At 59.7% G+C, this 26,778-nt stretch carries 24 protein-coding genes, 1 tRNA gene and 2 pseudogenes; 18 read left to right on the forward strand and 9 right to left on the reverse strand.

What is annotated here, in order from left to right:
• Positions 1-60: 60 nt before the first annotated feature.
• A complete protein-coding gene (locus LOY56_RS12395) occupies positions 61-1,983 on the forward strand; it encodes a PAS domain-containing sensor histidine kinase (RefSeq protein WP_258622204.1) in 1,923 nt (640 codons plus the stop codon).
• Positions 1,984-2,100: 117 nt separating this feature from the next.
• Here LOY56_RS12395 and LOY56_RS12400 read toward each other — a convergent pair.
• From LOY56_RS12400 to LOY56_RS12410, 3 genes and pseudogenes are all read right to left on the reverse strand, one after another.
• A pseudogene (locus tag LOY56_RS12400) lies at positions 2,101-2,576 on the reverse strand (hemerythrin domain-containing protein).
• Between the two features lie 212 nt (positions 2,577-2,788).
• Entirely contained in the window at positions 2,789-4,135 is a 1,347-nt protein-coding gene (locus LOY56_RS12405) for a sodium:proton antiporter (protein ID WP_258622205.1), read from the reverse strand.
• A gap of 55 nt (positions 4,136-4,190) precedes the next feature.
• A complete protein-coding gene (locus tag LOY56_RS12410; RefSeq protein ID WP_258622207.1) occupies positions 4,191-4,802 on the reverse strand; it encodes a Yip1 family protein in 612 nt (203 codons plus the stop codon).
• Positions 4,803-4,971: 169 nt separating this feature from the next.
• Here LOY56_RS12410 and LOY56_RS12415 point away from each other — a divergent pair, with 169 nt between their 5' ends.
• Complete coding sequence (locus LOY56_RS12415; RefSeq protein WP_258622208.1) at positions 4,972-5,466, forward strand: CinA family protein; 495 nt, start codon at positions 4,972-4,974, stop codon at positions 5,464-5,466.
• A 43-nt stretch (positions 5,467-5,509) separates the two neighbouring features.
• On the opposite strand, the gene LOY56_RS12420 is transcribed toward LOY56_RS12415, so the two are convergent.
• Both LOY56_RS12420 and LOY56_RS12425 read right to left on the reverse strand, forming a co-directional pair.
• A complete protein-coding gene (locus LOY56_RS12420) occupies positions 5,510-6,367 on the reverse strand; it encodes an SDR family oxidoreductase (protein ID WP_258622209.1) in 858 nt (285 codons plus the stop codon).
• Between the two features lie 260 nt (positions 6,368-6,627).
• Positions 6,628-7,776 (reverse strand): MalY/PatB family protein, encoded by a 1,149-nt coding sequence (locus tag LOY56_RS12425; RefSeq protein WP_258622210.1) that lies wholly within the window; start codon positions 7,774-7,776, stop codon positions 6,628-6,630.
• Positions 7,777-8,061: 285 nt separating this feature from the next.
• Between LOY56_RS12425 and fdnG the strand changes: the two genes are divergently transcribed.
• Genes fdnG through fdhE form a run of 4 tightly spaced genes read left to right on the forward strand, consistent with a single transcriptional unit; the run spans position 8,062 to position 13,653 of the window.
• Complete coding sequence (gene fdnG, locus LOY56_RS12430) at positions 8,062-11,127, forward strand: formate dehydrogenase-N subunit alpha (protein ID WP_258622211.1); 3,066 nt, start codon at positions 8,062-8,064, stop codon at positions 11,125-11,127.
• Positions 11,128-12,072 carry a formate dehydrogenase subunit beta gene (fdxH, locus tag LOY56_RS12435; protein ID WP_258622213.1) on the forward strand — a complete coding sequence of 315 codons (945 nt, stop codon included), beginning with the start codon at positions 11,128-11,130 and terminating at the stop codon, positions 12,070-12,072. It begins immediately after the preceding gene.
• Entirely contained in the window at positions 12,069-12,722 is a 654-nt protein-coding gene (locus LOY56_RS12440; RefSeq protein ID WP_258622214.1) for a formate dehydrogenase subunit gamma, read from the forward strand. The genes fdxH and LOY56_RS12440 overlap by 4 nt, the downstream gene beginning before the upstream one ends.
• 4 nt (positions 12,723-12,726) lie before the next feature.
• The gene (fdhE, locus tag LOY56_RS12445; RefSeq protein ID WP_258622216.1) at positions 12,727-13,653 is read left to right on the forward strand and encodes a formate dehydrogenase accessory protein FdhE; all 927 of its coding nucleotides are present in this window, start codon (positions 12,727-12,729) and stop codon (positions 13,651-13,653) included.
• Positions 13,654-13,727: 74 nt separating this feature from the next.
• Here fdhE and LOY56_RS12450 read toward each other — a convergent pair.
• Positions 13,728-13,982, reverse strand: a pseudogene (locus LOY56_RS12450) (type II toxin-antitoxin system RelE/ParE family toxin); the annotation flags it as partial.
• A 4-nt stretch (positions 13,983-13,986) separates the two neighbouring features.
• On the reverse strand, positions 13,987-14,178 hold the full coding sequence (locus tag LOY56_RS12455) for a hypothetical protein (RefSeq protein WP_052963299.1): 192 nt from the start codon (positions 14,176-14,178) through the stop codon (positions 13,987-13,989).
• A gap of 556 nt (positions 14,179-14,734) precedes the next feature.
• On the opposite strand from LOY56_RS12455, the gene LOY56_RS12460 reads away from it, so the two are divergent.
• From LOY56_RS12460 to LOY56_RS12475, 4 genes are all read left to right on the forward strand, one after another.
• Positions 14,735-15,097, forward strand: coding sequence for a DUF6124 family protein (locus LOY56_RS12460; protein ID WP_258622218.1), 363 nt, complete (start codon positions 14,735-14,737; stop codon positions 15,095-15,097).
• Between the two features lie 348 nt (positions 15,098-15,445).
• Positions 15,446-16,876 (forward strand): L-seryl-tRNA(Sec) selenium transferase, encoded by a 1,431-nt coding sequence (gene selA / locus LOY56_RS12465; protein ID WP_258622223.1) that lies wholly within the window; start codon positions 15,446-15,448, stop codon positions 16,874-16,876.
• On the forward strand, positions 16,873-18,792 hold the full coding sequence (selB, locus tag LOY56_RS12470; protein WP_258622616.1) for a selenocysteine-specific translation elongation factor: 1,920 nt from the start codon (positions 16,873-16,875) through the stop codon (positions 18,790-18,792). Before selA ends, selB begins: the two co-directional genes overlap by 4 nt.
• A gap of 6 nt (positions 18,793-18,798) precedes the next feature.
• A tRNA-Sec gene (locus LOY56_RS12475) sits at positions 18,799-18,891 on the forward strand.
• Between the two features lie 98 nt (positions 18,892-18,989).
• On the opposite strand, the gene LOY56_RS12480 is transcribed toward LOY56_RS12475, so the two are convergent.
• Positions 18,990-19,643, reverse strand: a complete 654-nt coding sequence (locus tag LOY56_RS12480) for a hydrolase (protein ID WP_123722783.1) — start codon at positions 19,641-19,643, stop codon at positions 18,990-18,992.
• Positions 19,644-19,881: 238 nt separating this feature from the next.
• Between LOY56_RS12480 and LOY56_RS12485 the strand changes: the two genes are divergently transcribed.
• The 7 genes from LOY56_RS12485 (at position 19,882) to LOY56_RS12515 (ending at position 25,432) form a co-directional block, all read left to right on the forward strand.
• Positions 19,882-20,847, forward strand: coding sequence for a tripartite tricarboxylate transporter substrate binding protein (locus LOY56_RS12485; protein ID WP_258622234.1), 966 nt, complete (start codon positions 19,882-19,884; stop codon positions 20,845-20,847).
• Position 20,848: 1 nt separating this feature from the next.
• Positions 20,849-21,340, forward strand: a complete 492-nt coding sequence (locus LOY56_RS12490; RefSeq protein ID WP_258622236.1) for a tripartite tricarboxylate transporter TctB family protein — start codon at positions 20,849-20,851, stop codon at positions 21,338-21,340.
• Between the two features lie 24 nt (positions 21,341-21,364).
• Complete coding sequence (locus LOY56_RS12495) at positions 21,365-22,873, forward strand: tripartite tricarboxylate transporter permease (protein ID WP_258622238.1); 1,509 nt, start codon at positions 21,365-21,367, stop codon at positions 22,871-22,873.
• Positions 22,874-23,135: 262 nt separating this feature from the next.
• Complete coding sequence (locus LOY56_RS12500; RefSeq protein ID WP_258622239.1) at positions 23,136-23,762, forward strand: hypothetical protein; 627 nt, start codon at positions 23,136-23,138, stop codon at positions 23,760-23,762.
• Positions 23,762-24,205, forward strand: a complete 444-nt coding sequence (locus LOY56_RS12505; RefSeq protein WP_258622240.1) for a phage holin family protein — start codon at positions 23,762-23,764, stop codon at positions 24,203-24,205. Before LOY56_RS12500 ends, LOY56_RS12505 begins: the two co-directional genes overlap by 1 nt.
• Positions 24,202-25,032, forward strand: coding sequence for a DUF3618 domain-containing protein (locus tag LOY56_RS12510; protein WP_258622242.1), 831 nt, complete (start codon positions 24,202-24,204; stop codon positions 25,030-25,032). The genes LOY56_RS12505 and LOY56_RS12510 overlap by 4 nt, the downstream gene beginning before the upstream one ends.
• 115 nt (positions 25,033-25,147) lie before the next feature.
• Entirely contained in the window at positions 25,148-25,432 is a 285-nt protein-coding gene (locus LOY56_RS12515) for a hypothetical protein (protein WP_258622244.1), read from the forward strand.
• 41 nt (positions 25,433-25,473) lie between these two features.
• Here LOY56_RS12515 and LOY56_RS12520 read toward each other — a convergent pair whose 3' ends face one another.
• On the reverse strand, positions 25,474-26,031 hold the full coding sequence (locus tag LOY56_RS12520) for an ATP-dependent Clp protease proteolytic subunit (protein WP_007900348.1): 558 nt from the start codon (positions 26,029-26,031) through the stop codon (positions 25,474-25,476).
• A 287-nt stretch (positions 26,032-26,318) separates the two neighbouring features.
• On the opposite strand from LOY56_RS12520, the gene LOY56_RS12525 reads away from it, so the two are divergent.
• Positions 26,319-26,618, forward strand: a complete 300-nt coding sequence (locus LOY56_RS12525; RefSeq protein WP_258622247.1) for a KGG domain-containing protein — start codon at positions 26,319-26,321, stop codon at positions 26,616-26,618.
• Positions 26,619-26,778: the final 160 nt, after the last annotated feature.

Genomic DNA, 26,778 nt, shown 5'->3' on the forward strand with positions numbered 1-26,778 from the left:
AATTTCCAAACCTGCGGTTTGTCGCATACTCCAGAAGAACAACAATAAGGACAGGGCTCCATGAGCGATGACCGGACCAGGTTCAATGCCATCGAGGAGATGCGCTTTCGTCTGCTGATCGATGCTGTGATCGACTACGCGATCTACATGATTGACCCCGATGGCATCATCACCAGTTGGAACGCTGGCGCCAAGCGTTTCAAAGGGTATGAGGAAGCGGAAATTCTCGGCCAGCATTTCTCGCGTTTTTATACCGAAGAGGACTGCAAGGCCGGTTTGCCTCAGCGCGCCCTTGATACCGCCATTCACGATGGACGTTTCGAGGGCGAAGGCTGGCGGGTTCGCAAGGACGGCACGCATTTCTGGTCCCACGTCATCATCGATCCGATTCTCGATCCGTCGGGCAAATTACTGGGTTTTGCCAAGATCACCCGGGATTTGACCGACCGCAAAATGGCCGAAGAAACCCTCAAACAAAGTGAGCAGCAGTTCCGGCTGCTGGTGCAAAGCGTCACCGACTATGCCATCTACATGCTCGCCCCGGATGGACGCCTGACCAACTGGAATCCGGGGGCTCAGCGAATCAAGGGCTACCGGCCCGAAGAAGTTATCGGCCAGCATTTCTCGATGTTTTATACCCCTGAAGACCGCGACGCCGGTGAACCGCAACGGGCGCTGGAGATTGCCTCGCGCGAGGGGCGATTCGAAAACAAGGCCTGGCGCGTGCGCAAGGACGGTACGCGTTTTTTTGCGCATGTCGTGATCGACCCGATTTGGGGCGACACCGGTACGCTACTGGGATTTGCCAAGATCACTCGGGACATTACCGAGGTGACACAAGCCCAGCAAGCGCTTGAAAAAACCCGCGAAGCGTTGTTTCAGGCGCAGAAAATGCAGGCCATCGGTCAACTCAGCGGAGGGATTGCCCACGACTTCAATAATCTGCTGACCGTTATCCTTGGCAATCTGGAAGTCGTTCGCAAACGTGCGGTGGACGACCCAAGAATGACCCGTTTGCTCGACAATGCCACTCAAGGCGCCTTGCGCGGCGTTTCCCTGACCCAGCGCATGCTGGCGTTTGCCAGGCGTCAGGAGCTCAAGACTGAATCCGTCGAAATCCCGACCCTGATACAAGGGATCACCGGGCTATTGCGCAGCTCTCTGGGGCCTGCGGTGAGTATAGAAACCCGCTTTGCACCTGGACTTGACCCGGTCATGGCCGACGTCAATCAGCTCGAACTGGCGGTTCTGAATCTGGCGACCAACGCCCGCGATGCCATGCCCGACGGTGGGAAACTTGTCATCAGTGCACAGACAGAAGAAATCTGCGATCAGGCAAGGTTATCCCTGGCGCCAGGCCGCTATGTCTGCCTGAGTGTCACGGATATAGGGGAGGGCATGGATGACGCTACCCTGGCGTCGGCAATGGACCCTTTCTTCACCACAAAAGGCGTCGGCAAAGGCACTGGCCTGGGGTTGTCGATGGTTCACGGGTTTACTGAACAACTGGGTGGACGCTTCATCCTCAAAAGCCAGAAGGACGTCGGTACCACTGCTGAACTCTGGTTACCCGTTGCGCTAGCCAACTCGACCACCGAACCCGCTATTGAAGAGCCCGCCATGTCGCGGGTACCTCGTCTGTGTGTGTTGGTCGTGGATGATGACAGCCTGGTGTTGACCAGTACCAGCCTGTTGCTTGAGGACCTGGGCCATCGGGTAATCAGTGCAGCGTCCGGTGCACAGGCGCTGGAACTGTTCGACAGCGAACACGACTTTGACCTAGTCATTACGGACATGATCATGCCCAAGATGAGTGGCGCGCAATTGGCACAGGCTATTCGGATGATAAGGCCACACCTGCCGATCATCCTCGCCACCGGTTATGCGGAGCGCCTGGAAGGCTTCGCAGCCAGACTTCCACGCCTGTCCAAGCCCTTTACCCAGCTTAATCTGGTGGAAGTCATTGCCTTGGCGATGAAGTGATAGTCGTGGGCAACATGCAGGAGCCAGGCTTGCCGGCGAAGGCGCTCTTAAGGACGCCTTCGCCGGCAAACCTGGCTCCTACGAAAAGCGGTTTACTTGGCTATTCACCCACCTTTATCAAGCCGCGAGAATGGGCGTGCCCAGCTCTTTTTTGTATTGGGCTTTCAGGCTTTCCATCTCTACACCCAATTCGTCGAGCGTCGTTTTGCCCAGCAATTTTTTGGCCTGAGGAAACATTTCCTTTTCCTCTTCTTCAATGTGATGTTCCAGCAACTCCTTGACCACTTTCACTCGACCGGCAAATTCGAGGGTAGAAGGATCAGTGGTTTTCAGATCGGGCAGCACCAGCGTATCGACGGTGCGATGTTCTTCCTTGGCTTCGTAATACATCACATCCTGCTCTTTACCCCCGGCTTTTTTATAAGCCGGATACAAAACTTCCTCTTCCAGACGGGTATGGATCTTGATTTCCATTTCCAGTTTAGCCAGCAACTCGGTACGTTTTTAACCCCATGCTCGGTGGACTCGCTCAACTGGGCCAGGATGCCTTTTACGCGTTCATGGTCGGTTTTCAACAGGTCAATGGCGTTCATGGTCAAACCTCTTGTTTAGTCATGGGGTCAAGCGCAAACGGTCTTCCTGCCGCTGTCGCTCACACGGCTGGAGCATTTCTCGTGCCTGTTTCAAGGTTTACCAAAAAACCATAAAAAACAGCGGGATGTGATCGAATAGAAACGACGTTTGTCGTGCAACCTGCATGAATATTTGTTGCTGCTCAATGCAGGTTGACCGACAGAGGAAATCGTCAGCCGTCCTGCTGATTGCGGCGCTCATATCGGGCAAGCATCGGTTGAGTACTGATGCCATGCGCCAGAATGCTCAGCGCCACCACCGACAACGTCAGGTCGGTACATAGCGTTGCCGCCGCCGGACCGAGGTCATGGTTCAAAGCGTAGAACAGGTAATAAAAACTCCCGATGCCGCGAATCCCGAACCAGCCAATCAATAGCCGCTGGCGGCTGTCCAGCAAGCGCCCCCATGGCACAAGCCATACGCACAAGGGACGAATGGCACAGAACAACACCAGCGCAACCACCAACGCTCGCCAATCCCAGTGGCCCACCAACACTACGCCCAACAGGGTGACGAGAAAGACTTCCATGGCGCGTTCAACCAGGCTACCGAATGCCAGCATGTCGCCCATCATGATGCCCGCCGCCACCTGGGTTTCTGGCAGATTCGCCACGTCGCCATGGACGGCGGCCTCAGGTTCGACGTTCTGGTGGCCGACCACCGGTTGCACCAGATGCTCGGCGGGCATCAGAGCGTCGCCGGTGGATTTGACTTCGGCCTGTCGCAAACCGAGGCCGGCGGCGAATACCGACAAAAAGCCATAGCCATGAATCTCCTCGGCCGCGACGTAAGCGAGGGCGATCAGGGCCAGGGTCAGATAATCGTTGGGAGAAATAGTGCTGTCGGCATTGCGGATGCGCATCGACAAGGTCAAGCGACCGATGCCGTGGCCCATCCAGTAACCGGTGAACAAACCGGCAGGCACGGCCCACAGCACACTTTTCAATGCCCACTCACCGAGCCAGGCCTCGCTATTGCCGCTCTGTTGCACAAACAACAAACCGAGGATGACGAAGGGGAAGGCGATGCCGTCGTTGAGGCCCGCCTCACCGGAGAGCCCGAAGCGCACCGAATCGTAATCCCTGGCGTCGTTGACTTGCACCAGCGAGGCCAGTACCGGATCGGTGGGGGCCAGAATCGCCCCGATCAGCAGCGATGGCCCCCAGGCCAGGGCAAAACCGTAATGCAGCATGAGGCAGACGCCAATGATGGTCAGGATCATCACCGGTCCCGCCAGGCCGAACGCTACCCGCCATTGGCGATCCTTGAGCGGCAGGCGCAATTTGAGCCCGCAGACAAACAGCGAAAACAGCACCGCGACTTCCGTCAGGTGCTCCATCCAGAACGCAGCGTCCTTGATGTTCAGCTTCAGCAAGCCCAGGCCCGCCGGGCCGATCGCCACGCCCAGCGCCAGGCACACCGCTGACGTGGTCACCGGCATCCAGCGTAAATAGGACGAGGTCAGTGCCAAGGTCAGCAGCACCGCCCCCAACACCGCCATCCATACGATGAAACTCATGTCCGGTTCCTGGAGGTGTGCCGTCGCCTGTCGACGGATGGCTGACCCAAGGCAATCAAATGCCGGTCACGCGCAGGTACTCAGGTCTCAGGTAGTTGGACCAGAGCAGAATCATTTCCACCAGGATAGTCACCAGCACCAACAGCCCGACGCCCCATACGCTTGCCGCATTCAGCAGGCCTTGCTCCTTGCGCTCATGCATGAAGATCGGCAAACCGACGAACAGCAGAAATGTCGAATAGAGGGAGGCGGCCCCCAGCACCGTGATCGCCAGCCAGCGGCTCGGGTAAAGCCCGGCGATACCCGCGAGAAAGAACGGGGTCACGGCATAAGCGGCAAAACCGATGCACTGATTGACGGTGGGGCGTGAATCGAAGGTGCGCGACATCCAGCGGATGAACAGCCCCATCAGTACCACGCCGACAATGATGGTCAGGTACAGCAACCCGCAGAGTTGCAGGGCGCTGGTGGTGGTGAGCCTGACCGTTTCGTTCTCGACCAGGCTCCAGCCGACGTAGGTGGTCCCGATGAACAGACATACCGCAGGGATCAAGGCGAGCAACAGCAAATGAGCGAGGTAATGGCGCGGATGCGCTTCCTCTTCCTTGCGAATATCTGTCCAGACGAAATTGGGCTGAGTGAACAGCCTGACGAAAGGTGCGGACATGACGACCTCCAGATAGCGAGCAGCCCGGCGTAGGAGCCCTAGAAGTATTGAGGTGCATCCTGTGCCGGGGGTTCATTTTTTATCGGGTGAGGCCTGGGCGGTCTGTCGGAGGGAATGTTTGCAAGCGTCGAAGGTCAACCGAGCAGTTCCTCTGCCTGGAGGCCTGGCCATGAGCGTAAGCCAAATGGTCGTCGAATATTTGCGGCAACACGAGTTGCGACTGACGACTGCCGAGTCCTGTACCGCCGGAAAGATCGTGACCTTACTGACCGAAGTGCCAGGCAGTGGGGACTTGATCGAGAGCGGCTACGTGGTTTATTCACCCGAAGCGAAGCAACGGTTGCTCAATGTCAGCCCCCATACAATCAAGACGTTCAACCTGACCAGTTGCGAAGTGGCTCGCGAAATGGCCTTGGGCGCCTTGCTTGACAGCCCCGCCAACGTGGCCGTGGCCACCACCGGCATCCTGGGGCCGGAGGATGTCGACGGGATTTCTGCCGGGACCATCTGTTTTGCCTGGGCGTACCAGACTGAGCAAGGGAAGCGCGTGTTCGCACATCAGCATCGGTTTTTCGGGTCCCGTAGCCGGGTCCAGTTGCTGGCGGCAGAACATGCCTTGAAGCGGGTGTCGTATTTTCATCAACGTGCATTGGCCGCTGAATAACCGCGATCTCTGGAGCTGCCGAACACAGGCTACGCCAGCTGCGTCAGAGCATCGGCTTGCCGCCCGTGACACCGTACCGTTGCCCGGTGATGTAGCTGGCTTCATCCGAGGCCAGCAGCACATAGATCGGTGCGACTTCCACCGGTTGGCCGGGACGGCCGAGCGGGGTTTGCGATCCGAAGTTCTGCACGTCTTCCTCGGGCATGGTCGAGACGATCAATGGCGTCCAGATCGGCCCCGGTGCCACGCTGTTTACCCGGATGTTCTTTGGCCCCAGCATTTGCGCCAGGCCGGCGGTGAAGTTGGCAATCGCGCCCTTGGTGGTCGCGTAGGCCAGCAATGTCGGCTTGGGCATGTCGGAGTTGATCGAACTGGTGTTGATGATCGAACTGCCTGGCTTCATGTGCTTCAGCGCAGCCTGACAGAGCCTGAACATGGCCGTGACGTTGACATCGAAGGTCATTACCCATTCTTCGTCCGGGATGTCTTCGATGTTTTTGTGGGTCATCTGGAAGGCGGCGTTGTTGACCAGAATGTCGATCCGGCCAAAGCGCTCGACCGTTTTGTCCACCAGCGCCTGACAGTGCGCTTTCTGCGTCACATCGCCGGGCAGCAGCAGGCATTGACGACCGGCCTGTTCGACCCAGCGCGCGGTTTCCTGCGCATCTTCCGTTTCATTCAGATAGGCAACCACCACATCCGCGCCTTCCCGGGCGAATGCAATCGCCACCGCACGGCCGATGCCGCTGTCGGCACCGGTGATCAGGGCGATCTTGCCCTCCAGCCGACCCGAACCTTGGTAGCTCTGCTCACCACAATCCGGGTAAGGGTCCATTTTCGTTTGTACCCCGGGGACTGGCTGGCTTTGTTTCGGGAAGGGTGGTTTTGGATAGTCAGTCATCGGGTAATCTCCTCTGTTCAAGGCAAAAGACTGCTTACACGGGATTGACCCCGGTCTTTTGTCTTGAGTTCGGTTGGATTTCGATGGCCTTCAGCGATCCGCTAATACTTTGTGGAGCCTGTGTGGCGAGGGAACTTGCTCCCGCTGGGTCGCGAAGCGGCCCCAACAGCTTAGCGACTGCTGCGCAGTCGAGCGGGACGGTGCGGCGTTCCGACAAGCTCCCTCGCCACACAAGGCTCTCTCTCAGTGGATCTCCGCTGCTAGCGGTTACGCAAACTACGTTCCATCCGCGCGATCCCTTCTTCCAGCAATGCCCGTGGGCAGCCGAAGTTCAGACGCACGAACTGCCGGGCGTTATCGCCGAAATCCAGCCCTGCGCTCAGCCCGACCCTGGCCTGTTCGAGGAAGAATTGCTGCGGGTTATCCAGCCCCAGCGCCGTGCAGTCGAGCCACGCCAGGTAAGTGCCCTGAGGGATGTTCATGGTCACACCCGGCAACCGCGTGCGAACCGCTTCCACCAGATAATCCCGATTGTTTTGCAGGTAGGCTATGAGCTCGGTCAGCCACGGGCCGCCTTCGCTGTAGGCGACGCGGGTGGCTTCCAGGCCCAGCGGGTTGACGCTGTCGACCATGCCGCAGCGAGCGCTGTTGACCCGATGACGCAGTGCCGCGTCCTGAATGATCATGAACGCCGTCTTCAAACCGGCGATGTTGTAGGCCTTGCTCGCCGACATCAGGGTGATGGTGCGCTGGGCGATCTGCGGGCTGAGCGAGGCAGTCGGAATGTGTACGCGCCCGTCGAAGCACAGCTCGGCGTGGATCTCGTCGGAGATGATCCAGGCGTCCTGCTCCAGGCAAATGTCGGCGACCGCTTGCAGTTCTTCGTGCGGGAAGACCTTGCCCAGCGGGTTGTGCGGGTTGCTCAGCAGTAGCGCGCCGCCTCCTTGCAACGCCTCGCGCAAGGCATCGAGCGGCGTGGCATACGTGCCATCGGCCAACGCGTCGAAGTCCAGTTCGACTTTGTTCAGCTGCCAGTGGCCCGGTGCATGGCGCAGCGGCGGGTAGTTTGGCGTCTGCACGACCACGTTCTGTTGCGGCTGAACCAGCGCATTCAGGGCCATGTTGAACCCCGACTCGATACCCGGCAGGAATACCAGCTCTTGGGGTTGCACACGCCAGGCGTACTTGCGCCACAGGTCGGCGACGATGGCGTCACGCAAGTCATCCTGAGCCACGCTGTAACCGAGCATCGGGTGTTCCAGGCGTTGTTGCAGCGCCTGAATGATCGCTGGCGGCGCGGCAAAGTCCATGTCGGCGACCCACATCGGCAACACGTCGGCCGGGTAGCGGCTCCATTTGGTACTGCCGGTGCCATGGCGGTCGAACACCTGATCAAAATCGAAAGTCATGCTCAGTCTCATAAAAGGCAGGGGGTTAATCCGGCGGCCATGATAAGCGCCAACCTTGATCGCTGGCGAATTGCGCAACAGAGCATGACCGGCAAGCCGCCGACGGTCGGTTTTCAGACGGCGCACGGCAACATTGTCTAAAGTTCTAAGTGGCGGTAGATAGGTTGCCGTCACCGTGATCGTCCAAAAAAACCCGGCTACGCAAAACGCCAGGCAGTTAAGCAAAACCCTTGTAGGAGCGAGGCTGGCCAACGCACCGGGTTTCCACCTGATCAGGAGTGCACGATGGACCTCAACCGTCGTCAGTTCTTCAAGGTCGCTGGTCTCGGCCTTGCGGGCTCAAGCCTCGGCGCGCTGGGCATGGCCCCGACGCCCGCTTTCGCCGAACAAGTGCGTCATTTCAAGCTCGCCCATACCCATGAAACCCGCAACACCTGCCCATACTGCTCGGTCGGTTGCGGCTTGATCATGTACAGCCAGGGCGACAATGCGAAGAATGTCGCCCAGAGCATCATCCACATCGAAGGCGATGCCGACCACCCCGTCAATCGCGGCACTCTCTGCCCCAAAGGCGCGGGCCTGCTCGATTTCATTCACAGCCCCACTCGTCTCCAGTACCCGCAGGTGCGCAAGCCCGGCACCACGGAGTGGACGCGAATCTCCTGGGATGAAGCACTGGATCGCATCGCCGACCTGATGAAGGCCGACCGCGACGCCCACTTCATCGAGAAGAACGCCCAGGGGCAAACGGTGAACCGCTGGCTGACCACCGGTTTCCTCGCAGCGTCCGCGTCGTCCAACGAAGCGGGGTACATCACCCACAAGGTGATTCGCAGTCTCGGCATGCTGGGGTTCGATAACCAGGCACGTGTCTGACATGGCCCGACGGTGGCAAGTCTTGCCCCGACGTATGGCCGTGGTGCCATGACCAACCACTGGACCGATATCGCCAACGCGAATCTGGTTCTGGTGATGGGTGGCAACGCAGCAGAAGCGCACCCTTGCGGCTTCAAATGGGTGACCGAAGCCAAAGCCCACAACAAGGCGCGGCTGATTGTGGTCGACCCGCGTTTCACCCGTACCGCTTCGGTGGCCGACTATTACGCGCCGATCCGCACCGGCACCGACATTGCCTTCATGGGCGGGCTGATCAATTACCTGCTGACCGAAGACAAGATCCAGCACGAATACGTACGCGCTTATACGGACGTGTCGTTCATCGTCAAAGCCAACTACGGCTTCGAGGACGGGTTGTTCAGCGGTTACGACGCGAGCAAGCGCACCTACACCGACAAGTCCGGCTGGGGCTACGAAATCGGCGAGGACGGTTTCGCCAAAGTCGACCCGACTTTGCAGGACCCACGCTGTGTCTACCAATTAATGAAGCAGCATTACAGCCGCTACACCCTGGAGCTGGCCAGTCAGGTCTGCGGCATGCCCGTGGACGCGATGCAGAAAATCTGGGAAGAGATCGCCACCTGCTCGCAACCGGGCAAAACCATGACGATTCTCTACGCGTTGGGTTGGACCCAGCATTCGACCGGCTCGCAGATGATCCGCAGCGCGGCCATGGTGCAACTGCTGCTGGGCAACGTCGGCATGCCGGGCGGGGGCGTCAACGCCCTGCGCGGGCACTCCAACATCCAGGGCCTGACCGACCTGGGCTTGCTGTCCAACCTGCTGCCCGGTTACCTGACTTTGCCGGCCGAAGCCGAACAGGATTACAACGCCTACATCGCCAAGCGCGCACTCAAGCCGCTGCGTCCCGGGCAGATGTCCTACTGGCAGAACTACGGCAAGTTTCACGTCAGCCTGATGAAAGCCTGGTACGGCGCCAATGCCACCGCCGAGAATAACTGGGGCTACGACTGGCTGCCCAAGCTGGACATTCCCGGCTACGACATCCTGAAAATGTTCGACATGATGGGCAAGGGTCAGGTCAATGGCTACATGTGCCAGGGCTTCAACCCGATCGCCGCCTTGCCGGACAAAAACCGTGTAATGAAGGCTCTGGCCAAGCTCAAGTGGCTGGTGGTGATGGACCCACTGGCCACCGAAACCTCGGAGTTCTGGCGCAACGCCGGGCCTTACAACGATGTGCAAACGGCCGAGATCCAGACCGAAGTCATCCGCCTGCCCACCACCTGTTTCGCCGAAGAAAATGGTTCGCTGGTCAACAGCGGTCGCTGGCTGCAATGGCACTGGAAGGGTGCCGATGGCCCGGGGCAGGCGCGCACGGACGTGAAGATCATGGCCGAGCTGTTCTTGCGCCTGCGCAAGCGTTACCAGGCCAATGGCGGTGCCTGGGCCGAGCCGATCCTCAAGCTCGACTGGCCCTACAAAGTGCCGGATGACCCGACGCCGGAAGAGCTGGCCCGGGAATTCAACGGTTACGCCGTATCCGATGTCACCGACGCCTCGGGCGCGGTGATCAAGACCGGTCAGCAGCTGTCCGGCTTCGGCCAACTCAAGGACGATGGCAGCACGGCGTCCGGGTGCTGGATCTTCTGCGGCAGCTGGACCGAGCAGGGCAACCTGATGGCCCGGCGTGACAACAGCGATCCTTTCGGCATGAAACAGAACCTTGGGTGGGCCTGGGCCTGGCCGATGAACCGACGGATTCTCTACAACCGCGCCTCTTGCGACCCTCAAGGCAAACCGTGGGACCCGAACAAACGCCTGGTGTGGTGGAACGGCAAGGTCTGGACCGGCACCGACGTGCCTGACTACAAGGCCGACGTGCCGCCGGAAGCCGGAATGAACCCGTTCATCATGAACCCCGAAGGCGTGGCGCGTTTCTTCGCCCTCGACAAGATGAACGAAGGGCCGTTCCCGGAACACTATGAACCGTTCGAGACGCCCATCGGCATCAACCCGATGCACCCCAACAACAAGCAGGCGACCAGCAATCCCGCCGGGCGGATCTTCGATTCAGTCTGGGACACCCTCGGGCAGGCCAAGGACTTCCCCTATGCGGCGACCAGCTACCGGCTGACCGAACACTTCCACTTCTGGACCAAGCATTGCCCGATCAATGCCGTGACCCAGCCTGAGCAGTTCGTCGAGATCGGCGAGGTGCTGGCCAAGGAGAAGGGCATCGCTGCCGGTGACCGGGTGCGGGTCAGTTCCAAGCGTGGGCATATCGAAGCGGTGGCGGTGGTGACCAAGCGGATTCGTCCGCTGCAGGTCAACAATCAGGTGGTGCACCAGATCGGTATCCCGTTGCACTGGGGCTTCACCGGCGCCACCCGTCACGGTTACCTGACCAACACTCTGGTGCCGTTCCTCGGCGATGGCAACACACAGACCCCGGAATCCAAGTCATTCCTGGTCAACGTGGAGAAAATCTAAATGGCCAGCCAAGACATCATCGCCCGCTCGGCCACCACCACCGTGCCGCCCTCGGTGCGCACGCAAGAGGAAGTGGCCAAGCTGATCGACACCACCAAGTGCATCGGCTGCAAGGCCTGCCAGGTCGCGTGCTCGGAATGGAACGAACTGCGCGACGACGTCGGTCACAACCTCGGCACCTACGACAACCCTCAGGACCTCAGCGCAGACACCTGGACCTTGATGCGCTTCACCGAGCATGAAACCGACGCCGGTAACCTCGAATGGCTGATTCGCAAGGACGGCTGCATGCACTGCGCCGAGCCTGGCTGCCTGGCGGCGTGCCCGAGCCCGGGGGCGATCATCAAACACGCCAACGGCATCGTCGATTTCGATCAGGACCATTGCATCGGCTGCGGGTATTGCATCACCGGTTGCCCGTTCAACATTCCGCGCATCTCGCAAAAGGATCACAAGGCCTACAAATGCACGCTGTGCTCGGACCGGGTGGCGGTGGGGCTGGAACCGGCCTGCGTGAAAACCTGCCCGACCGGCGCCATCGTTTTCGGCAGCAAGGAAGACATGAAAGAACACGCCGCCGAACGTATCGTCGACCTCAAGAGCCGCGGTTTCGAAAACGCCGGTTTGTATGACCCCGCAGGCGTCGGCGGCACCCACGTGATGTATGTGCTGCACCATGCCGACACGCCCAGGTTGTATGCCGGGTTGCCAGATCACCCGGCGATCAGTCCACTGGTGGACCTGTGGAAAGGCCTGAGCAAACCCTTGGCGTTGTTGGCCATGGGCGCGGCGGTGCTGGCCGGGTTCTTCCATTACGTGCGCGTTGGGCCGCAGGTGGTCGAGGAAGACGAACATCCAGTCATCGTCGACCCAGCGGTGCATGAATTCGATCCATCGGTGCACACCTTTGATCCGACGAAACCCGGCGGGGAGGACAGGCCATGAACGACAAACCGATCCTGCGCTACACCCCCAACCAGCGTACCAACCACTGGCTGGTGGCGATTGTGTTTCTCATGGCCGCGCTGTCGGGGCTGGCCTTGTTCCATCCGGGATTGTTCTGGCTCAGCAACCTGTTTGGCGGAGGTTCGTGGACGCGCATCTTGCATCCGTACATGGGCGTGGCGATGTTTGTGCTGTTCCTCGGCCTGGTGTTCAGTTTCTGGCGGGCGAACTACTTCAGCGCCAACGACCGGTTGTGGCTCAGGCGCGTCGGGACTGTCATGCGTAACGAAGAGGAGGGCGTGCCGCCGATCGGCAAATACAACCCGGGGCAGAAAGTGCTGTTCTGGGTGTTGCTGATCTGCATGCTGGTGCTGTTGTTCAGCGGGCTGGTGATCTGGCGCGCCTGGTTCAGCGCGTACTTCGGCATCACCGGTATTCGCTGGGCGATGCTGCTGCATGCGCTGGCGGGGTTCATCCTGGTGCTGAGCATCATCGTCCACGTGTATGCCGGTATCTGGATTCGCGGCTCGGTCCACGCCATGGTGCGTGGCAGGGTCAGCCGCGCCTGGGCGAAAAAACACCATGAACTCTGGTATCAGGAAGTGACCCGAGACGAGACGCCTGAGCGACCGATCACCAAAAAAGGATGACCCCTTGGCCACGATCCTTGAACCTGGGCAGATAGAAGCGGCGGCGAGCTCACCGCCGTTTCTGTACCTGCCACCGAATAACCTGTTCACCTTGCGCGCGCTGCGCCTGGAACGCCTCGCCGATGGGCATCCCATGGCGGACTATCTGCGCTTGATCGCAGGTCTTTGCCACGCTCAGCAGAACCTGATGGACGATCCGCCCGTGGCCGCCATGCCCGATCCCGAACGTCTTCGGGTGTGCGTAGAACATGGCTTGCCACCGTTCGCCGCCGACAGTCTGGTGCGCGAAAATGTTTGGCTACCGTATCTCGAAGCCTTGCTGCAACGCTATCAGCCACCGCCACAGGCTGCGGTAGAAAACGCCGTGGCGACGTTGCGCAGTGCCAACCCAGAGCTGCTCAAAGCCTGGGCAATTGCCTTGGTCAGCGGCCAGTATTCAATGCTGCCGGCAGAGCTGGTGCCATTCCTCGGTGCAGCGCTGCAAGCGGCCTGGAGCCATTGGCTGCTGAGTTCACCGAACCTTGAACTCAAGCGCGGCGACAGTCTTAGTCAATGCCCGGCCTGCGGTTCGCCGGCGATGGCCGGGGTGATTCGTCATCGCGGCAAATACAACGGGTTGCGTTATCTGGTGTGCTCGTTGTGTGCCTGTGAATGGCATGCGGTGCGGGTCAAGTGCGTGTATTGCGAACAGAGCAAGGGGCTTCAATACGTCAGCTTCGAGGATGACCGTTACGCTGCCAATCAGGCACCATTGCGGGCGGAAGTCTGCCCCGGCTGCAACAGCTACCTGAAACTGATCTACCTGGAAAACGACGCCGAAGCCGAAGCACTCTCGGCGGACCTGTCCAGCCTGATGTTGGATATGCGCCTGGAGGAGGAGGGTTACCAGCGCCTATCGCCCAATTTGATGTTGGCCCCCGGAGGCGACTGAGCCTGTCCCAAAACCGCGGGATCCGACGAAGTACGAGACGCCGTTCTCGGCTACTTACGTGCGGCAAATGGGAGTCAGGGGTATTCCTGCCTGGCATGCAAAACGGTCACGATCTCGATTCGATCCGTCACTCGGTAGACCACCAAATAATTGGGATGCACAACAATTTCCCGCGTAGCGGGTACACGACCAAATCGATAAAGGTAGGGATGTTGCGGAAGGGCTGAGGTAGCAGCCTCAATGGCTTGGTACAGCTCGCTCGCCGCTACAAGGTGGCGGTCGCCAATATAATCAATGATTTGCCACAGTTCAGCCCGCGCTTCGGGCCGTTACTCAACCAGCATCGCGCTTATTGCGCTTGGCTTCGAGAAGGGATCGCATATCAGCCATTACCTGATCGTGCGGGACATTCGGGCGTGGATCATCGAGCGACGCCTGCACTTTGGCACGAAACCAACGGTCGTAGCGGGCGGCCTGCTCTTCGGTGTCAAACGCTGAAACGATGGGGGAAAGTTCGGCGCTCATAGTGACCTCCGGGATCAATACCTAGCAGTCTAATCGGTAGGTGGCTCACTGCCGTGGGTGTCAAAGTGCATCCAGCCAAGCACCACGTGGCCCCATCTCTCTACCTGATGGGCGCAACCACACTAAACCTCTCGCTTGCGACAGCCAACCCCTAAAAGATGTCAGACGCTTCCTCGATTATTTTGAACGCTTTCACGCGTTTAACTTACGCGTTTAAAGACACCCACTGTTACGTCCTAACGGCTACAACGCCTTGCGTCGTTGCCTACGCGTGCGCCAGAATCCGCTGGCTTGTGCGGCTGTGGGGCAGGCTATATCGTTTGCTGGTCACTGCAAAAACAGTGATCGGGTTTGGTAGCCCGCTACGAAGTCGCATGGCGACACCTTATGCAGTCTCTTTTCGGGACTCTGCTTTTATGGTGGTTATGCGTGGGGCTCCATTGTGAGCGCCGGGTTTTCCCAACTTCGACCGGTCTACCAACCCACGTATGGCCGCCACCCTTCGTTTGGTAGCGAGGGTGATGGCTCCTCAATATTGCAAGTTGGAGCTTCATCTATGTTCAAAGTTACGCCCAACCCGCCAGACACCGATCCGGCATCCCCGTACGAATCCCTCGACTCAAAAAAGCTCAACGAAGCCGCCGAACGCGCCCTCAATTTCTACCTCAACCCGGCAGCGGTCATGAACAACACCCCCCGCAAATCCAGCACCCTGTACATGGTTGCGCCGGATGTCGGCCATGAAACCTTGCTGGTTCAAACGTGTGAGAACTTGGCCTCGGCCAGTGTCATGGCCAGTGACATTGCTGCATTGGTAGAGGGCACCCACCGCAATACCCTGCTGGCGCTTCAGCAAGTCATCATGCTGGCTGAACTGGCGGTGAATCGAATGCTGGATAATTTCGTTCCACCTAAGTAATCACTCAGCCCTTTACCGAGAGGCTTGCCCCTCGGTAAAGAGCTTTGATCAAAGCGCTGTCTCTTTAAAGTCGATTAAAAGTCAGCACCACGGCCAGGTGCGATGCTCTGGGTTCTTCAAGAGCAACCCAGCCGGAGCACCAACAATGGCCGACCCACTCAGCTTCACCCTCAAATTCCCCTTCAAAAGCGCCAGCGGCGACACGATCACAACGCGAGCCTCAAACGCAAAGACATCACCGCCGCGCAGACGACGACCAAAGACGAAGGCGGCGCTCGGCATCACCTTGAGCAGTGAGCCCAGCGACTACACTCAGACGCGACGGTCATTCGCTTCCGGGAGCCTCTGATGTCCGCACCCTCCGCCAGCCAAGCCTTGCGGCTGCCCTCCATCGACAGCTTGCTGCGCCATCCCGCCTGCCAGGCATTGGCCGAGCGTTATGGGCGTGATGCGCTGCTGGCCGGCCTGCGGCAGCTGCTCGATGATCTGCGTGAGCCGGTGCTCAAGGGTGAACTCAATGCCGTTGAAATCGCCCCTGACGTATTGGCGGGCAGGGCGGGTGAGCGTCTGGCGATCCAGCATCGCAGCCAAGTCCGGCGGGTGTTCAACCTCACCGGCACAGTGCTGCACACCAACCTCGGGCGCGCGTTGTTGCCGGAGTCGGCTATCGAAGCCGTTCAACTCGCCGCCCGCTATCCGCTCAATCTGGAATTTGATCTGCACAGCGGCAAGCGCGGCGACCGGGATGATTTGATCGAAGGCTTGATCCGCGAGCTGACCGGCGCCGAAGCGGTGACCGTGGTCAACAACAATGCCGCCGCCGTGTTGCTGACACTCAACAGCCTGGGCGCACGCAAGGAAGGCATCATTTCCCGGGGTGAACTGATCGAAATCGGCGGTGCCTTTCGCATTCCCGACATCATGGCCCGCGCCGGCGTGCGGCTGCACGAAGTGGGCACCACCAACCGCACCCATGCGCGCGATTACGAGGCTGCCATCGGTCCGCGCAGTGGCCTGGTGATGCGCGTACATGCGAGCAATTATTCCATTGAAGGTTTCACCGCCCGGGTGCCGACGGCTGAGTTGGCGGAACTGGCTCACCGTCACGGTCTGCCGCTGCTGGACGACCTGGGTAGCGGCAGTCTGCTGGACCTGACTCGCTGGGGCCTGCCCGCCGAACCAACGGTGCGTCAGGCGCTGCTTGATGGCGCGGATATCGTGACTTTCAGTGGGGATAAACTGCTCGGCGGTCCCCAGGCGGGTTTGATAGTCGGCCGCAAAGACCTGATCGCGAAGATCAAGAAGAACCCGCTCAAGCGTGCGCTGCGTGTGGACAAACTGACCCTGGCCGCCCTCGAAGCCGTATTGGCGCTGTACCGCAATCCTGATCGTCTGGCCGAACGGCTGCCGAGTCTGCGCCTGCTGACCCGGCCCCAGGCCGACATCTTCGCCCAAGCCGAACGCCTGCAACCGTCACTGGCGCAGGTGTTGGGTGACGGCTGGAGCGTCAGCGCGGTGCCGGCGCTGGGCATGATCGGCAGTGGCAGCCAGCCGGTGGCGCGACTGCCCAGCGCCGCGTTATGCCTGCGGCCCAACGTTTCCAAGCGTTTGCGCGGGCGGCGATTACTGGGGCTGGAGGCCGCGTTTCGTCGGCTGCCGATTCCCGTGCTGGGGCGCATCGACGGCGATGCGCTTTGGCTGGACCTGCGCCAACTCGACGACGAAGCCGCGTGGCTGGCGCAACTCAATCAATTGCAGGAGGAGGGCCGGAACGGGTGATTGTCGGCACGGCGGGGCACATTGATCACGGCAAGACCTCCTTGCTCCAGGCATTGACCGGCCAGGCCGGCGACCGTCGCCGGGAAGAACGTGAACGCGGCATGACCATTGACCTGGGCTATATCTACGCGGCGCTGGAACCGGGCGCCGCGCTGACCGGTTTTATCGATGTTCCCGGTCATGAGCGCTTCACCCACAACATGCTGGCCGGCGCTCAGGGTATTGATCGGGTGTTGTTGGTGGTGGCGGCCGATGACGGTGTCATGCCCCAGACCCGTGAACACCTGGCGATCGTCGAGTTGCTGGGCGTCCCTCAGGCACTGATTGCAATCAGCAAATGCGACCGCGTCGACCCCGCGCGCGTGCAGGCAGTCCGCGAACAGATCGAAGCATTACTGGCGCCCGGGCCTTATGCCGACGCGCCGCAAATCGCGCTGTCGAGTGTGACCGGCGAGGGTATCGAAACCCTGCGACAGGCCTTGCTGGAGGCGCAACATGAAGTCCTTCAACGCAGCGCCAGCGGCGGTTTTCGCCTGGCGATTGATCGGGCTTTCAGCGTGGCCGGCGCCGGGATCGTGGTGACCGGCACCGCGTTGTCTGGCCAGGTGGCCGTGGGCGATACGCTGATGTTGAGTCCGCTGGGCAAACCGGTGCGGGTGCGTGGCCTGCATGCGCAGAACCAAGCGGCCGACAGCGCAACGGCCGGGCAGCGAGTCGCGCTGAACCTGAGTGCCGACCGATTGGCCCTGGAGCAGATTCACCGGGGCCACTGGTTGTTGGCCGAATGGCTGCATGCGCCGACCCAGCGTGTGGATATCGAGATGACCTTGTTGGCCAGCGAGGCGCGAAACTTCGAGCACTTTCAGCCCGTGCACGTGCACCTCGGTACTCAGGACGTGACCGGGCGAGCGGCCTTGCTGGAGGGCGCCAGCCTGGCACCGGGTGAGCAGATGTTTGCGCAACTGCTGGTGAACGCGCCGGTGCTGGCGGTGAAGGGCGACCGTTTGATCCTGCGTGATCAAAGCGCTCAGCGCACCCTCGGCGGTGGCCGCGTGCTCGACCCGTTCGCCCCCGCTCGACACCGCCGCAGCCCCGAACGATTGGCGCAGCTACAAGCGCTGTCTACCACGAACAGCCTGGAAGAAACACTGCCAGCGTTGCTGGCCAACAGCGACAGCGGGCTCGATCCGCAGCGCCTGGAGCGCCAGTTCAACCGTCCACGCGAAACTTGGGAGCTGCCCGACGATGTGCGTTTGATCGATACGCGGCAAGGACCGTTGCTGTTCAGCGCGGCCCGCTGGGAAGCCCTGAAAGCGCCGCTGCTGGAACACCTCGCACGCTTTCATCAACTCGAACCGGATCAAATGGGACCGGACAGGGATCGCCTGCGTCGCTTCGTCGGCACCACGCTGGACCGGCCGACCTTTATCAGCCTGCTCGACGAATTACTGGCCAGCGGTACGATCGTCGCCAGTGGCCCGTGGCTGCATTTACCCGATCACCAAGTGCGGTTGAGCGAGGATGACGAAACCCTGTGGCAACAATTACAGCCATTGTTCGAACAGGCGGGTTTCGATCCGCCGTGGGTGCGTGATCTGGCTAAATCGACGGGCCATGAAGAAGCCGCGGTGCGCCTGCTGCTGCGCAAGATGGCGCGGCTGGGGCTGGTGCACCAAGTGGTCCGTGACCTGTTCTACACCGACACGCTGCTGCGCCGATTGGCGGCTATGCTGGTGCAACTGGCAAGCGACAACCCGGTGATTCAGGTTGCCGCGTTTCGCGATGCCGTGGGCTTGGGGCGCAAGCGCAGCATTCAGATTCTTGAGTACTTCGACCGAATCGGCCTGACCCGGCGCTTTGGCGACCGGCGCCATATCCGGCTCGACAATGCATTGGCCCAACAAACAGAAAACTGAGTTCAAGGAAGGCAATCGCGCCCGGTGGCGCGGCCGGGCTTCAAACCCGGTTGGGGACGGCATCCGTTCCCGGGCAGGTTCGACTCCGGCTGCCTTCCGCCGTTTCCCGCCTGACGCCGATCATAGTTGCCTGAAGATCAGCGACTTCGCCACACAGGGACAGCGACGCCAGAACGTGCGCAGTCGCTGTTTTTTTCTCAATGACCTTCAGAGGCGTTGAACATGGTCTTGGCGTAGATCAGGCCCAGACCGTAGGCACCACCGTTGGCGATGGAAGTTTTCACCGTCTCGTCGTAGGTCTCGGTACGTGCCCAGTCGCGCTGTAGTTCAAGCAAGTACTGCAGCGATGTCATGGGACGGGCGCCAATCTGGATCATGCGTTGCAAGGCCATTTCATGCGCTTCGGTGGTGACATCGCCACAGGCGTCGGCAATCACGTAGACCTCGAAACCCTGGTCAATCGCCGAAAGGGCCGGGCCAACGATGCACACGGAAGTCCACAGGCCGGCCAGAACGATTTTCTGCTTGCCGGCAGCGTTGACTTCAACGGCAATGCGCTCGTCCTCCCAGGTGTTCATGCTGGTGCGATCGATCACCTTGTGTTCCGGGAATACCGATTTGATTTCGTCGAAAATCGGGCCGGAAAAACTCTTCTCGGCGACGGTGGTGAGGATGGTCGATACCTTGAAGCCCCTTGCGGCTTTGGCGACAAGGGCGGCGTTGTTGCGCAGGGTGACGGCATCGATGGACTTGGTCGCAAACGACATCTGCGACTGGTGATCGATCATGATCAGGGTGTGGTCGGTCGGGGTCAGCAGGGTTTTGCCGGGAACAGCTTTTGCAATGGCCATGGTGAAGGTCCTAATGGATTATGTGGGAGGGTGATTTGCGAGGCCATGATGGCGTCGATCCGGGCGGGAATATTGAATCGATGTGCTGTTTTTTTCGCAGAAATAATGGCGGCAGGCCGGCCATTGAAATACCGCCAACAAACACAACGATGACCTACGCTTATTCCCAGACGCATGTTCAACGAACAGGGGCTCTTCCCTGATCGAAAACAACAAGAACAGCTATCGGAGACGACTCATGTTTGCATTGGCCCGTCGATTCAGCAGCAACCTCGCCGTTTTCATTACCGCCGCCGCGCTCGCATCACCGGTTTTTGCGCTGGACACCGTCAAGTTCATGGCCCCGGGCTCGGTCGGTGGTGGTTATGACCAGACCGCTCGCGTCCTGGGCAAAGCCATGGTCGAGGCCAAAACGGCAAAAGCCGTCACCTTCGAAAACAAGGGCGGCGCCGGTGGCACCCTGGGGTTGGCGCAATTTGCCAACGGCACCAAGGGCGACCCGAATGCTTTGATCGTGGTCGGCGCAATCATGGTCGCGGCCATCGAGCAGAACAAACCGCAAATCACCTTGAAGGACGTGACGCCGATCGCCCGGCTGTTTACCGAATACAACGTGATTGCCGTGCGTGACGATTCCCCCTACAAAACCCTGGACGACTTGCTCAAAGACTTTAAAGCCAACCCGTCCAGTATCAAATGGGGCGGTGGCTCCAAGGGTTCGATCGACCACATTGGCATCGCCGAACTGGCGAGCAAAATGGACGTCCCCGTCAACAAGGTGAATTACGTTGCCTTCGCCGGTGGCGGCGAAGTCGTCGCCGCGGTGCTGGGTGGCCATATCACGGTGATCACCGGGGGCTACGCCGAACTTGCCAAATACGTCCAGTCCAAGCAGTTCCGCTTACTCGCCATCGGCGCGCCCAGCCGCGTAGAAGGTATCGATGCACCGACCCTCAAAGAAAGTGGCTATGACGTGACGATCGGCAACTGGCGTGGCGTTTATGGCGCGGCGGGCCTGACGCCGGATCAGCGCAAAGAACTGACCGAAGCCGTCCTGACTGCCACCAAAAGCACTGTCTGGCAAGAAAACGTAAAAACCAATGCGTGGTCACCGAGCATTCTGACCGGGGATGACTTCGGCAAGTTTGTCGAGGAAGAACATGGGCGCCTGCGCGCGATGCTGGTCAAGGTCGGATTGCTTTGAGATGGCCGGGCGCTGGAGAGTCATGCCGGCCCAACTGGCGATTGGTTTAGGTGTCGTTGCCATCAGTGCGGTATTGGTGTTCGGCGCCTCGCGGTTCCCCGCCGAGATGGGGTTCGTCATCATGCCGGCCTACGTCTACCCTTACGCTGTTGCGGCGTTTCTGGGCGTCGTTGGTCTGTTGATGTGCTATCAGGCGCTCACCGGTGGTTTTCGCAACCTGCCCGATGACCATGAGACTACCCAGGCCCAGCCCGGCGGCAAGGCTGGGGCGAGCTGGGTCACGGCGGGGCTGGTAGGGGTCGTCTTGCTTATTTCCTACATCGGTTTCGTCTTGGCGGCCGCCCTGCTGTTTGCCTGTTCGGCACGCGGTTTTGGCAGTCGTAGCCCCGTGCGGGACCTGGCCATCGGCATTTCCCTGACGCTGCCGATTTATTGGCTTTTTACCGCCGGGCTAGGGGTTTCCCTTCCGCCCTTGATCAACGCCTGGATCTGATCCGGGCCGAAGGAGGTCGACAAGGTGGACATTCTTTCAAGTCTGGCAAGCGGCTTCGGTGCTGCGTTGGCGCCGATCAATTTGATGTGGGGTTTTATTGGCTGTCTGCTGGGTACCGCAATCGGTGTTTTGCCGGGGATCGGCCCGGCGCTGACCGTCGCCTTGCTGCTGCCGATTACCGCCAAGGTCGATCCTACCGGGGCGCTGATCATGTTCGCCGGGATCTATTACGGCGCTCAGTTTGGCGGTTCCACGACCTCGATCCTGCTCAACACCCCCGGGGAGTCGTCCTCCATGGTCACGGCCCTGGAAGGCAACCTCATGGCGCGCAACGGGCGGGCGGGCCCGGCCTTGGCGACGGCCGCTATCGGTTCATTTGTAGCCGGCACCATCGCGACGATCTTGTTGACGCTGTTCGCTCCACTCGTAGCCACGCTGGCGCTGAAGTTCGGGCCTGCGGAATATTTCGCGATTCTGGTGCTGGCGTTCACCACCGTGTCGGCGGTGCTGGGTGCGTCGATGTTGCGCGGCTTTGCCTCGTTGGGCATCGGGCTGACCATCGGCTTGATCGGCCTGGACTCGACCTCGGGCATTGCCCGTTACACCATGGAGGTGCCCGAACTGGTCGATGGCATCGAAGTGGTGCTGGTGGCGGTCGGCTTGTTTGCCGTCGGCGAGGCCTTGTACAGCGTGCTCTACCAAAAGGAAGAAACGGGCAGCCGACATCGTCTGACCTCGTTGTGGATGACCCGCGCCGACTGGAAACGCTCGATTCCCGCTTGGTTACGGGGCACCTTGATCGGTTTCCCTTTTGGCTCGATTCCGGCCGGTGGCGCGGAAATTCCGACATTCCTGTCTTATTCGACCGAACGCAAACTCAGCAAATACCCGAAAGAGTTCGCCGCCAGCAAAGGCGAGGGCGCCATCGAGGGGGTTGCCGGCCCCGAGGCGGCCAACAACGCGAGCGCCACCGGTTCGCTGGTTCCGCTGCTGACCCTGGGCATACCGACCTCCGCCACGGCGGCGATCCTATTGGCCGCGTTCCAGAACTACAACCTGCAACCGGGGCCGCTGTTGTTCCAGACTTCGGGCGAGTTGGTCTGGACGCTGGTGGCCTCGCTGTACATCGGCAACGCCATCCTGCTGGTGCTGAACCTGCCGTTGGTGGGCCTGTGGGTCAAACTCTTGCAGATCCCCCGGCCGTACCTGAACGCCGGCATTCTGGTGTTCGCCACCATCGGCGTGTACGGCATGCGCCACTCGACGTTCGACTTGTTTCTGATGCTGGGCATCGGCTGGGCCGGGGTATTGATGCGGCGTTTCGATTTCCCCGTCGCCCCGGTGATCGTCGGCATGCTGCTGGGCCCGATGGCGGAAAAACAACTGCGCAACGCCTTGTCCATCAGCCAGGGCGACTGGATGATATTTGTCACGCAACCCATCGCGGCGTCGGTCCTGGCGCTGACGTTGTTGGTGCTGCTGGTACCGTACCTGCTGCATAAACGCGGGATCAAATTGCATGAGGATGATTGACGGATGATTGCCTCACTCCGCAACACGATCTGTCTGCGCTATCGAAGGCTGCGTTCGGCGGTGACGCAGTCGTGAATCCGGCTGATGCGGTTCGCCTGACGTACCGCAATCGTTCAGGATGACAGAGCTACATACCCCTCCTTATCACTTCATCATCTGCTTGGAACTCCCGGCCAGACACTCTCGTCATCTGCAATGAAGCACTACCGCGGGCACACCGCGGTCACTTCCTGACGTGTTCATTACGAAGGCGAGGGATGACATGACTACTCCAGACAACAGAACCGGACAACCGGATGCCCCTCGGGAGTCCGCAGGCTCCGAACAAGACTTTCAGCATTTAAAGGAGGAGGTAACCGACGCTATCGGCGGTGCGCGGCATCAGGCTGATGAGCAATTCGGCCAATACCGCGATACCGCAGCGGATCAGATTGAAGCATTGGCCAGAGGCGCCCAGTCAGTCGTTTCCGAGATCAGGACGAACGACACGTTCGGGATGTCTGACTACCTGGCGGACATGGCCGACAGCATGAGCAGCCTGGCGGGAAAACTGCGCAGCAAAAGTGCCGAAGAGCTTTTGCACGATGGCGCTGATCTGGCACGCGATAATCCGGGGTTGTTCATTGTCGGCAGCATCGCGGTGGGGTTCGGTCTGTCGCGGTTCCTGAAGGCAGGCACAGCCCCCATGCCGACAACAACCGACCGTGAGTTCGCTGCGCAGAGCAGCTCCACCACGTTCAGTGGCGATGGCTCGCAAGGGCCTTATGACACGTCGATGACTCCCGCTGACGAGGTGTCACCCGGATTGGCCACGGGCATCACCCCGTCCTCGCCATACGCCCCCGATCATCGTGGCGACGATTCCACTCATTTCACAGGAGAACGGTGATGAACAGAGACGATCCAGAACTGCAACGCACGGCCCCCGTCACACCGTCTGTCACGACGGTTGATCATGACGCTTCCGTGGTCGGTTTATTGCGGCAGTTATCTCGGGAAGTACCGGCGCTATTCACCAAGGAGCTGGCGCTGGCCAAGGCAGAACTCCAGGCCAGCCTGACGACATTGAAAGCAGGGATTGCCGGGGTTGCCGGTGGCGCCATTGTGCTGCTTGCCGGGTTCATCATTTTGCTCATGGCTATCGTCTATGCCTTGAGCCTGGTGATGGTGCCCTGGCTGGCGGCGCTGATTGTCGGCGCCGTGGTGATGGTCATCGGGTTCGTGATGTTGCAGGCAGGCAAGAAACAATTCGAGCCTTCCCACTTCAAGCCTGATCGCACCCTGGACGCGCTGAACAAAGACCAGGAAGCCCTGCGGAGGAAAGTGTCATGAACCGAGAATTCGAAACCGAAGCGGCCAAGAGCCCGGAAACCATCGAGCGTGAAATCGATGCGCAACGGGAGAACATCGGGCATATCGTCGACGCGCTGGAGAGCAAGTTCACCCCTGGCCAAATGTTCGATCAGGCGCTGCTGCTGATGCAAAGCAATGGCTCGACTTTCCTGACCAACCTGGGCACCAGTGTGCGCAACAACCCCGTGCCCGCGGTGCTGACCTCGGTCGGGCTGATGTGGTTGATGATGAGCCAGAATCGTCCGCCAGCGCCCAGGGAATATCGCGTCGAGCCAGAGCAGGACATCGACTGGGCCGATGACTTGGCCGAAGGGCTCACCGACGGTCTGGACAGCGCTCGTCAGCGTCTTCACGCCACCACCGATTCGCTCAAGGACAGCTATCAGGCCGTCAAGGGTAGGGCGGCGCACCTGAGCGACAGCCTGCAGGCGAAGACTGATCACTTCAGTCACGCTGTCCATGACACCCGCGATCACCTGGCGCGCAGGACTCATGAAATGGGCGACCAGTTCAGTCATCTGCTCAAGGAGCAGCCACTGATGATGGCCGCGGTCGGTATGGCGGTGGGCGCGTTGCTAGGCGCTGCGCTACCCACCACCGCGACGGAGCGTCGCTATCTGGGCAAGACCAGCGCAAGCCTCACCGGCAAGGTCAAACAGCAGGCACGGGAAGGCTATGAGGCGGTGCGCGAAAAGGTGATGGAAACCACGCAACCCCACGGCTCAATCGCTGGAGAAACGGGCGAGATGCGCAAGCCCGCGTCCGACACTTCAGCCGATCTGTCGCGTGGGCTGGGAACTTCTTGACAGGTATCAGGGCAAGACGGGAGGTCTGATCCATAGACGTCCCGTCGGGCCCGGTTTATCGACGCCTTGAAACAGGCTGAACTCCCGGATCAGACACGATGACGAGGTATGAATCATGATTGATGAATCCACAGGCATGATTCCAGGCGTGCGCTATGAGATCGAGAACCGGGAAAGGGTAGAACCGTTTGCCGGTTTTTTTCTCGACGGCAAGTATTACCTCACGCCCGAACTGCAAACGGCCATCGGCTGGCTCGAAGGCAACCGTTTTATCTACGATGAGGTTGATCCCGAGGGCGAGCCGGTTTTCAAGGACCGTGTGGCCGGCACTATCAAGGATTTGAAACTCACGTTGAGTGATGGAATGACATTGGAGATTCAGCCCATTGCTGGCACCTGACTCATCGGTAATGAAAAGCTCAGGGTCGTCTCGAACAGGCGTCAGCCGCCACTGATTTTCCAGTGTTTGACGTTATCGGCAAACACCATCTGATGCATTTCGTGAGCGATTCCGTAGGCCAGGGACTCATGCGCCGCAATCACTTTTTCTTCCGCTGAAAGGCAATGGAAAATGTCCAGTTTGGTGTCCGCGTGGGCCGTTTCCAGGGCAAAGATTTGCACATAGCGCGCGAGGTCGTTATCCAGGCTCGAGAGGTATTCGCGCAGACGTTGATGGTCGACCGAGCTTTGGCTGAAGTACCAATTCATCGGGTGAATCAGGAACCGCGAATGGGGCGCGGTGATACGCCGGCCGGCGGCCAGGTACATGATGATGCCCATTGATTCGATGTTACCGGCATTAATCGCGCACAGCGGCACCGGCAGGGATTTAAGGAAGGTGTAGAGGGCGAAACCAAAGTTGGTACTGCCACCGCTGGTGGAAAGATTCAGCAGCAAGGAAGAGGCACCCTGGTCGATGGCGTCAAGGCAGCAATCCCTGAAGCGTTCCATCGTGCCCTGATCGATCTGGCAATGAAAGTGGACGATGTGCTCTGTCATCGGCGTACCTCCATAGAGGATAAATGAGCGCGCTGATGATTCAGCGTAACTGCATTGAATAATGCCAGACCTCACCGCTCTTTTCTTTCATGAATTTGTATAAGCAGAACGCGTTTTTATACTCGTTTTAATCACCCCATTAGTCGCCATAGCCGGAGTTTTCTGGAACTAATCATTCCAGTCCGCTTGTCGCAAGAATGACGGATCAGTTCAAACTTTCAATCACAGAAAACCTCGGAATTAGACGAACCGACAAAGGTTCGTGAGTAACAATGAGGAGAACGAAAATGGCTAACACCGGAAACAAAAATCCTGGCAATTTTGCCAATGACCCTCAAAAAGCCTCCGAAGCTGGCAAAAAAGGCAGGGAGGCGGGCGGCGGAATGATGAACGATCCGCAACGTCCTTCCCAAGGCGGCCAAAAAGGTGGACAGGCCTCAGGGGGACGTCAATCCAGCGATGCCAATCGCTCCGGCAGCGAACAGGGAGGAGGCCGCTCGGGCAACTTTGCCGACGACAGGGACAAAGCGTCTGAAGCCGGCAGAAAAGGAGGAGGGCAAAACCCCAGCGGCGGGCGTAAACCCTGATGCCGTGTGAAATACATCAAGCCCCGCTTATGGCGGGGCTTGGTTTTAAAGCGTTGATCTGACCAGCGATAGCGCGGCGCAACTATCGGTTCGAGTAATAGTGACAATCAAAAAACGCCAGTTCTGCTTTGTTGGGCAAAGGCGGAAAATCGCCTCCATC

Origin of the sequence: Pseudomonas sp. B21-048 (genome assembly GCF_024748615.1) — a bacterium.
GTDB lineage: Bacteria > Pseudomonadota > Gammaproteobacteria > Pseudomonadales > Pseudomonadaceae > Aquipseudomonas.